Here is a 7,876-nt window from a genome sequence, read left to right on the forward strand (position 1 = left end):
GGAGAACCGGACGCTACGCGGCGAGCTTCGCCAGCGCCGCGTCGATGCGTGCGATCGTCTTCTCGCGGCCCAGGATCTCCAGGGACTCGAAGAGCGGCAGGCCGACCGTGCGGCCGGTGACGGCGACGCGGACCGGGGCCTGCGCCTTGCCCAGCTTCAGACCGTGCTTCTCACCCGCGGTGAGGACGGCGGTCTTGAGCGCCTCGGCGTTCCACTCCGCGGCGGTCAGCTCGGCGCGGGCGGTGACGAGCAGGGCGTCGGAGCCCGCCTTCATGGCCTTGGCCCAGGACGCCTCGTCCTCGACGGGCTCGTCCAGGAAGAGGAAGTCCACGTTGGCCGTGATGTCCGAGAGGACCGTCACACGGGTCTGGGCGTGCGGGGCGATCTCGGCGAACTGCTCCGCGTCGAACGCCTCGGGCGCCCAGGGGGCGAAGGGGGCCTTCAGCCAGGGGCCGCATGCCTCGGTGAAGGTCTTCACGTCGAGCATGCGCAGGTGCTCGGCGTTGATGTGCTCGGCCTTCTTCAGGTCGAAGCGCGCCGGGTTGGCGTTGACGTCCGCGATGTCGAACGCGGCCACCAGCTCGTCCCGGCCGAAGATGTCGCGGTCCTCCGCGATGGACCAGCCGAGCAGCGAGAGGTAGTTGATCAGACCCTCGGGCAGGAAGCCGCGCTCGCGGTAGAGGTTGAGCGAGGCCTGCGGGTCGCGCTTGGAGAGCTTCTTGTTGCCCTCCCCCATGACGTACGGCAGGTGGCCGAAGGCGGGGGTGTCCTTCGCGATGCCCAGCTCGATGAGCGCCCGGTAGAGGGCGATCTGGCGGGGGGTGGAGGAGAGCAGGTCCTCGCCGCGCAGGACGTGCGTGATCTCCATCAGGGCGTCGTCGACCGGGTTGACGAGCGTGTAGAGAGGAGCGCCGTTCGCACGGACGATGCCGAAGTCCGGGACGTTCTCCGGCTGCACCGTGATGTCGCCGCGGACCAGGTCGGTGAAGGTGATCGCCTCGTCGGGCATCCGGAAGCGGACGATCGAGGTGCGGCCCTCGGCCTCGTACGCGGCCTTCTGCTCCTCGCTCAGGTCGCGGCAGTGACCGTCGTAGCCCGAGGGCTTGCCGGCCGCGCGGGCGGCGTCGCGGCGGGCGTCGAGCTCCTCGGTGGTGCAGTAGCACGAGTAGGCGTGCCCGGCGGCCTGGAGCTTCTCCGCGACGTCCTTGTAGAGGTCCATCCGCTCCGACTGGCGGTACGGGGCGTGCGGGCCGCCGGTCTCGGGGCCCTCGTCCCAGTCGAGGCCGAGCCAGCGCATCGAGTCGAGCAGCTGGCCGTAGGACTCCTCGGAGTCGCGGGCCGCGTCGGTGTCCTCGATACGGAAGACCAGGGTGCCCTGGTGGTGCCGGGCGAAGGCCCAGTTGAACAGGGCGGTGCGGACCAGGCCCACATGCGGGTTGCCGGTCGGGGAGGGACAGAAACGTACGCGGACGGGTGCCACTGGTGCGTTAACCACGCTTGATCACCTTGTTGGTGAGAGTGCCGATGCCTTCGATGGTGACGGCGACCTCGTCGCCGACGTGCAGGGGCCCGACCCCTGCGGGGGTCCCGGTGAGGATCACGTCGCCCGGGAGCAGCGTCATGGCTTCCGTGATGTGGACGACCAGATCCTCGATGGAGCGGATCATGTCGCTCGTCCGGCCGAGCTGACGCTGCTCGCCGTTGACCGTGGCCTGGATGGCCAGGTTGCCGGGGTCGACGTCGGTCTCCACCCAGGGGCCGAGCGGGCAGGAGGTGTCGAAGCCCTTCGCCCGGGCCCACTGCTTCTCGCGCTGCTGGACGTCGCGGGCGGTGACGTCGTTGGCGCAGGTGTAGCCGAAGATGACGTCCTTGACGCGCTCACGCGGAACTTCACGGCACATACGGCCGATCACCACGGCCAGCTCGGCCTCGTGGTGCAGGTCGTCGGAGAAGGAGGGGTACTCGATCGCGTCGCCCGAGCCGATCACCGAGGTGGTGGGCTTGAAGAAGGCGATGGGCACATCCGGGACCTCGTTGCCGAGTTCGGCGGCGTGTTCCGCGTAGTTGCGGCCGATGGCCACGACCTTGTTGGGGAGCACGGGCGGCAGCAGCCGGACCTTCTTCAGCGGGACCTTGGTCCCGGAGAGCTCGAAGTCGGCGTACGGAATGCCCTTGATGATGTCGAGGACGAGGCTGTCGGGGCTGTCGCCCTCGACCGCGCCGAAGGCGACATTGCCGTCGATGGAGAACCTGGCGATGCGCACGGGATGCTGTCGCCCCTCACTTGCTGGCTGGCTGAAGTCTGACGCTCCAGGCTAACGCGGGTGAGGGGGGCGGCAGCGCGCATTGCGGCCGGGGGTGGGCCGCTACTTCGCCGCCGTGACCGGGGCGACCATCAGGATGGTGCGGCGCGGGTTGGCCGTCTGGGTCGGCAGGTCGACGGCGTGCTCCCGCTGCTCCGGCTTCCGCAGCGCTTCGGCGTCCTCGAGGTGCGCCAGCGTCGTGCGCCGGGGGTTGGCGATGTTGCGGAAAATCATCGTCGTCTTCATCTGCCGTTTTGACCCTTGTCGCTGGGGCGCCGCCCGGGGGCTCGCCGGTTTTCGGATTCGCTATCCCTGTAATGCGCCAGGCTAAACATCCGATTCCCCACCGGGGCCGGGATGAGACGGCGATCATGATGTGAGTTTGCTCACGAAGTTGCCGACAAAATGCCCATTAGGGGCAGTTGATCTTGGTGCGCAAACAAGACATTACGTCACTGAATCTGGCATTCCGCTCCCGATCATGGCGTCTGGGACACCCGCCACCCTCAGGAAGCCCACCCTTAATTGCCCGTTTTGACCATGAACACGCTACACGCCTTGTTACTCGGCCATCACACCGTGTCATCCAGGTCACAGCCCGGTACGTGGGCCTTGTTGGAGATCCTCCACTGTGCTGGAATTCCACGCACCGCCGCGGGTTTCAGGCCCAGCGCGCAGGGGCGCAACGCAGCGCCGAGTGGCGGCGGGAGGGGGAAGTACGCCGGTCACTCACGACCACCATGGGGCGCGTCCAGCGCCCCACGACGCCGACACCGTTCAGCCGCGCCATGCGCGGAGGGACGCCTGGTCCAGAGGTTGCGACGCTAGTGCAGGGACGTTTCAAGAGGGATGGCATGGGGTCGCCCCAGCCCCGCCAGGGCCGAGGGGAAACCCCGGCTGATCAGGAGCCGCGCGGCGGGAACGACCGCGGTTCCTCGCCCCAGCACGCCCAGAATCCCGGCGCGTCCGGTGACGGCGGTGACCGCGCGCAGCGCTCCGGTACGACGAGCGGCACGGCGGGCACCGGCGGTGCCGAGACCGCGGCCCCTCCCAAGTCGGCCGGTCTCCCCTCTTCCGGCTCCCGCGTCGCCCTGCGCAACTGGCGCATCAGCACGCGTCTGGTCTCCCTGCTCGCCCTCCCCGTGGTCGCGGCGACCACCCTGGGCGGTCTGCGCATCAACGAGTCCATGAACGACATGGACCAGCTGGAGCACATGCAGCTGCTCACGAAGATGACCAAGCAGGCGACCGCGCTCGCCAACGCGCTCCAGGAGGAGCGCGACAAGTCGGCCGGCCCGCTGTCGAACGGCGTGAAGGCCACCGACTACAAGGTCACCCAGCCCCGTGAGCGCACCGACCGCGCGAAGGCCGCCTTCTTCGAGGCCACCGACGAGATCGGCAACACCCCCGGCGACGCCGCGCTGGACAGCATCCACGCGAGCGTCAGCCAGATCGGCACGCAGCTGGGCAACATCACCAGCATCCGCAAGGACGCGTACGCCGGTGACAGCCCGAGTCTGAACACGGTCGACCAGTACAGCCAGCTGATCACCTCGCTGCTGAGCCTGTCGCAGGACATGGCGCAGGCCACCAGCAACCCGGAAATGATCAAGCGCACGCGAGCGCTGGCCGCCTTCTCCTCCTCGAAGGAGTACGCCTCCGTCGAGCGCGCCATCATCGCCGCGGCGCTGCCCGGGGGCGACAGCGACAAGACGCACCTGAACGACAACGACCAGGCGTTCGGCCGCAACGCGCTCGGCAAGGCCGGCACGACCCTCAAGACCTTCGAGACGACCTACGAGTCCACCGGCAGGAGCTCCGCCGAGCTCCTGGCGCCGCTGGACAACGGGAATCCCGAGATCACCGCCGCCGACATGTACGCCAAGAAGGTGCTCGACAGCCCCCTGGGCATGGAGGGCAGCGGCAAGACCCGTACGTACATGGACTGGTACGACCAGAGCTCCAACAAGATCCAGGCCATGAAGACCATCGAGGAGACGCTCCTCGGTGAGATGGAGAGCAAGGCCCGCGAACTCCGTGAGGAGTCGCAGCGGGACGCGATCCTCAACGGTGCGATCATCCTCATCGTCCTCGGGGTGTCGCTGGTCGGCGCATTCGTCGTGGCGCGGTCCATGATCCGCTCGCTGCGCCGGCTCCAGGACACCGCGACCCGCGTCGCCCAGGACCGGCTGCCCGAGCTCGTCAGGCAGCTCTCCGAGACGGACCCGCAGGACGTCGACACCTCCGTCGAGTCCGTCGGTGTGCACTCCCGGGACGAGATCGGCCAGGTGGCCGCGGCCTTCGACGACGTGCACCGCGAGGCGGTCCGTCTGGCCGCCGAGCAGGCGCTGCTGCGAGGCAACGTCAACGCGATGTTCACCAACCTCTCGCGCCGCAGCCAGGGCCTCATCCAGCGCCAGCTCTCGCTCATCTCCGAACTGGAGTCCCGCGAGGCCGATCCGGACCAGCTGTCCTCCCTCTTCAAGCTCGACCACCTCGCGACCCGTATGCGCCGTAACGGCGAGAACCTCCTCGTCCTCGCCGGCGAGGAGCCCGGCCGTCGGTGGACCCGGCCCGTGCCGCTGGTCGACGTACTCCGTGCCGCCGCCTCCGAGGTGGAGCAGTACGAGCGCATCGAACTGGCCGCGGTGCCCGCCACCGAGGTCGCCGGCCGCGTCGTCAACGACCTCGTGCACCTCCTCGCCGAGCTGCTGGAGAACGCCACGTCGTTCTCCTCGCCGCAGACGAAGGTCCGGGTCACCGGTCACGCGCTGCCCGACGGCCGTGTGCTCGTCGAGATCCACGACACCGGCATCGGCCTCTCCCCCGAGGACCTGGCCGCGATCAACGAGCGGCTCGCCTCGCCGCCCACCGTGGACGTCTCGGTCTCCCGCCGCATGGGTCTGTTCGTGGTCGGCCGGCTGTCCCTGCGTCACGGCATCCGCATCCAGCTGCGCCCCTCCGACTCCGGTGGTACGACCGCGCTGGTCATGCTGCCCATGGAGGTCGCGCACGGCGGCAAGCAGCCGCCGAAGCAGGGCCAGGGCGGCAAGGGCCAGCAGGGCGGCGCCCCCGGCGGTCTCCTCGCCGGTGGTGGCGCTCCCGCCGCGGGCGGCCAGCGTCCCGGCCTCGCCGGTGCTGCGTCCGGTCCCGCGAAGGGGCTGGGCGCGCCCGCCCAGCGCGGCCAGGTCGGTGCGGGCTCGGCTCCCCGGGCCGAGCTGCCCTCGCGCGACGGCGGACCGCGTCAGCCTCAGCAGGGTCCCGGACCGCTCGGCAACGGCCAGCAGGGCCCCGGTCCGATGGGCCAGGGCCGGCCGGAGGCTCCGCGTCAGGGCGGCGGTCTCGCCGGTGCCTTCGCCGGTGGTGCCCGTCCGGGCGCCCGTCCCCCGCAGGGCCCCCCGGCCGGTGCGGACTCGGGCCGGCCCAACCTCTTCGGCCACTCCGGCCAGCAGAGCGGTCCGTCCGCACGGCAGACCCCGCAGCCGCAGCAGAACCAGCTCGGCCAGGGCGGCCCGCAGCAGTCCGGCGGTCCCGGCCGCCAGCTCCCGCCCTCCGGCGGGCCCCGGGCCGAACTGCCCGGCGGCAACCCGCAGCCCCAGCGCCCGCAGGGCACGAGCTGGGGCGTCGAGGAGCAGACTCCCCGGCGTACGCAGCAGGACTCACCGCGTGGTCACGAGGAGCACGAGGCAGGCCGGTTCTCCCGGCCGGGCACCTCGGGTCCCAACCAGTCGTTCAGCCCGCCGAACCAGCGTCCGCCGATGAACGACCGTCAGGGCCCCGGCGCAACCGCCGAGTTCGCCCGCCCGGACTTCTCGGCACCGCAGGCACCGCAGTCGCAGGACCCGGCGAGCACCACGCAGTTCGCACGCCCGGACTTCAACGCCCCGATGCCGCAGGACCAGGGATACGGTGCCCAGGCCCCGCAGCGTCCCCAGATGCCCGCACCGCACCGGCAGGACAACGGCGGCTTCGGCGCGCCGCGCCCGCCGGTCCCCGACGCGGGTGAGCCGCCGCGCCGTCCGGCGCTGCCTCAGCAGTACGAAGGGCTCCCCCCGGCCGGCCCCGGTGAGCTTCCGCCGGCCGGTCCGGGTGACGGGCGTACGCCGCTGTTCGACACGCTGGAGACGAACTGGTTCCACGGCCCGCAGCAGGGCGGCCAGCAGCCGCCCGCCGCCGAGCCGCAGGCACCGGCCGCCCCTCAGCAGGCCGACAGCCCGCTTCCGCCCATGCCGCGGCGTGGTGCGGCCGACACCGCCGCCACCAGTTCATGGCGCGCTTCACCCAACGACGAACTCGTGCGGCAGGCGGAGCGGGTCAAGAAGCCCGCCGCCGGCGGGATCACCACATCCGGACTGCCCCGCCGTGTTCCACGTGCCAATTTGGTGCCGGGCACTGCTCAGCAGGAGAATCACCAGTCCGGACCTCAGGTTTCGCGTGCGCCGGATGACGTACGCGGCCGTCTGACCAATCTCCGCCGGGGCATCCAGCAGGGACGACAGGCCAACAACGGCCCGTCTACCGGCAGTTTCCAACTCGGCCCCACTCACCAGCAGGAGCGTTAGTTGAGCCCCATGAGTCAGGCCGCGCAGAATCTGAACTGGCTGATCACCAACTTCGTGGACAACACCCCAGGGGTGTCCCACACGGTGGTGGTCTCCGCGGATGGCCTGCTGCTGGCGATGTCCGAAGGTTTCCCGCGCGATCGCGCCGACCAGCTGGCGGCTGTCGCCTCCGGCCTGACGTCGCTGACCGCGGGCGCCTCCCGGATCTTCGAAGGCGGCGCCGTGAGCCAGACGGTCGTGGAGATGGAGAGGGGCTTCCTCTTCCTCATGTCCATCTCGGACGGATCCTCACTGGCCGTCCTCGCTCACCCGGACGCGGACATCGGTCTGGTCGGGTACGAGATGGCACTCCTCGTCGACCGGGCGGGGACCGTACTCACCCCTGACCTCCGCGCCGAACTACAGGGAAGTCTGCTGCACTGACCGGCCATGCGACAGACACCTGACACGATCCCCCCAGGTACTACTCAGAACCCTCACCCGTCCGGCCGACACAGCCCCTCACCGGCCACCTTCAGACGGCAAGCCGACACCCTGCTGTCACGCCCGGAGGATTTATGACCCCGCCACCCGCCTCACCCGATCCGTACGGCGCGCTTCATCACGCGTCGTACGACGGTGAAGGCGACCAGCCGCTGGTCCGCCCGTACGCCATGACCGGCGGCCGGACACGGCCGCGCTACCAGCTCGCGATAGAGGCGCTGGTCAGCACCACAGCGGACCCCGCAAACATGGGGACCCTGCTCCCCGAGCACCAGCGGATCTGCCACCTGTGCCGCGAGGTCAAGTCGGTGGCCGAGGTCTCTGCCCTCCTCTCCATGCCCCTGGGTGTGGCGCGGATCCTCGTGGCGGACCTGGCGGAAGCCGGCATGGTGGCCATCCACCAGCCGGGCAACGGAGAGGCCGGCGGCGCGCCGGATGTGACACTGCTCGAAAGGGTGCTCAGTGGACTTCGCAAGCTCTAGCGGCGGTACGACGGCTCGTGCCACCACCTCGGCGAAGATCGTGGTG

6 protein-coding genes are annotated in these 7,876 nt (G+C 70.1%); 3 read left to right on the plus strand and 3 right to left on the minus strand.

What is annotated here, in order from left to right; all coding sequences use genetic code 11:
* Positions 1–13: 13 nt before the first annotated feature.
* The 3 genes from gltX to BFF76_RS03465 all read right to left on the minus strand — a co-directional run bounded on the left by gltX (position 14) and on the right by BFF76_RS03465 (position 2,549).
* Positions 14–1,480 carry a glutamate--tRNA ligase gene (gltX, locus tag BFF76_RS03455; RefSeq protein ID WP_079122296.1) on the minus strand — a complete coding sequence of 489 codons (1,467 nt, stop codon included), beginning with the start codon at positions 1,478–1,480 and terminating at the stop codon, positions 14–16.
* A 7-nt stretch (positions 1,481–1,487) separates the two neighbouring features.
* Positions 1,488–2,264: a fumarylacetoacetate hydrolase family protein gene (locus BFF76_RS03460; RefSeq protein WP_031101198.1), complete on the minus strand. Its 777-nt coding sequence runs from the start codon at positions 2,262–2,264 to the stop codon at positions 1,488–1,490.
* A gap of 102 nt (positions 2,265–2,366) precedes the next feature.
* On the minus strand, positions 2,367–2,549 hold the full coding sequence (locus tag BFF76_RS03465; RefSeq protein WP_031101200.1) for a hypothetical protein: 183 nt from the start codon (positions 2,547–2,549) through the stop codon (positions 2,367–2,369).
* A gap of 608 nt (positions 2,550–3,157) precedes the next feature.
* On the opposite strand from BFF76_RS03465, the gene BFF76_RS03470 reads away from it, so the two are divergent.
* From BFF76_RS03470 to BFF76_RS03480, 3 genes are all read left to right on the plus strand, one after another.
* Complete coding sequence (locus BFF76_RS03470) at positions 3,158–6,865, plus strand: sensor histidine kinase (RefSeq protein ID WP_065847128.1); 3,708 nt, start codon at positions 3,158–3,160, stop codon at positions 6,863–6,865.
* Positions 6,866–6,874: 9 nt separating this feature from the next.
* Positions 6,875–7,288 (plus strand): roadblock/LC7 domain-containing protein, encoded by a 414-nt coding sequence (locus BFF76_RS03475; RefSeq protein ID WP_006127850.1) that lies wholly within the window; start codon positions 6,875–6,877, stop codon positions 7,286–7,288.
* A 134-nt stretch (positions 7,289–7,422) separates the two neighbouring features.
* Positions 7,423–7,830 carry a DUF742 domain-containing protein gene (locus BFF76_RS03480; RefSeq protein WP_031101204.1) on the plus strand — a complete coding sequence of 136 codons (408 nt, stop codon included), beginning with the start codon at positions 7,423–7,425 and terminating at the stop codon, positions 7,828–7,830.
* Positions 7,831–7,876 lie beyond the last annotated feature (46 nt).

The sequence above is a fragment of the Streptomyces mutomycini genome, assembly GCF_001700505.1.
Lineage (GTDB): Bacteria > Actinomycetota > Actinomycetes > Streptomycetales > Streptomycetaceae > Streptomyces > Streptomyces mutomycini.

Bases quoted from the DNA above. Each gene is read 5' to 3' on its own strand.
- BFF76_RS03470 (WP_065847128.1), top strand. From the start codon at position 3,158: ATGGGGTCGCCCCAGCCCCGCCAGGGCCGAGGGGAAACCCCGGCTGAT.
- BFF76_RS03465 (WP_031101200.1), bottom strand. From the start codon at position 2,549: ATGAAGACGACGATGATTTTCCGCAACATCGCCAACCCCCGGCGCACG.
- BFF76_RS03480 (WP_031101204.1), top strand. From the start codon at position 7,423: ATGACCCCGCCACCCGCCTCACCCGATCCGTACGGCGCGCTTCATCAC.
- BFF76_RS03475 (WP_006127850.1), top strand. From the start codon at position 6,875: ATGAGTCAGGCCGCGCAGAATCTGAACTGGCTGATCACCAACTTCGTG.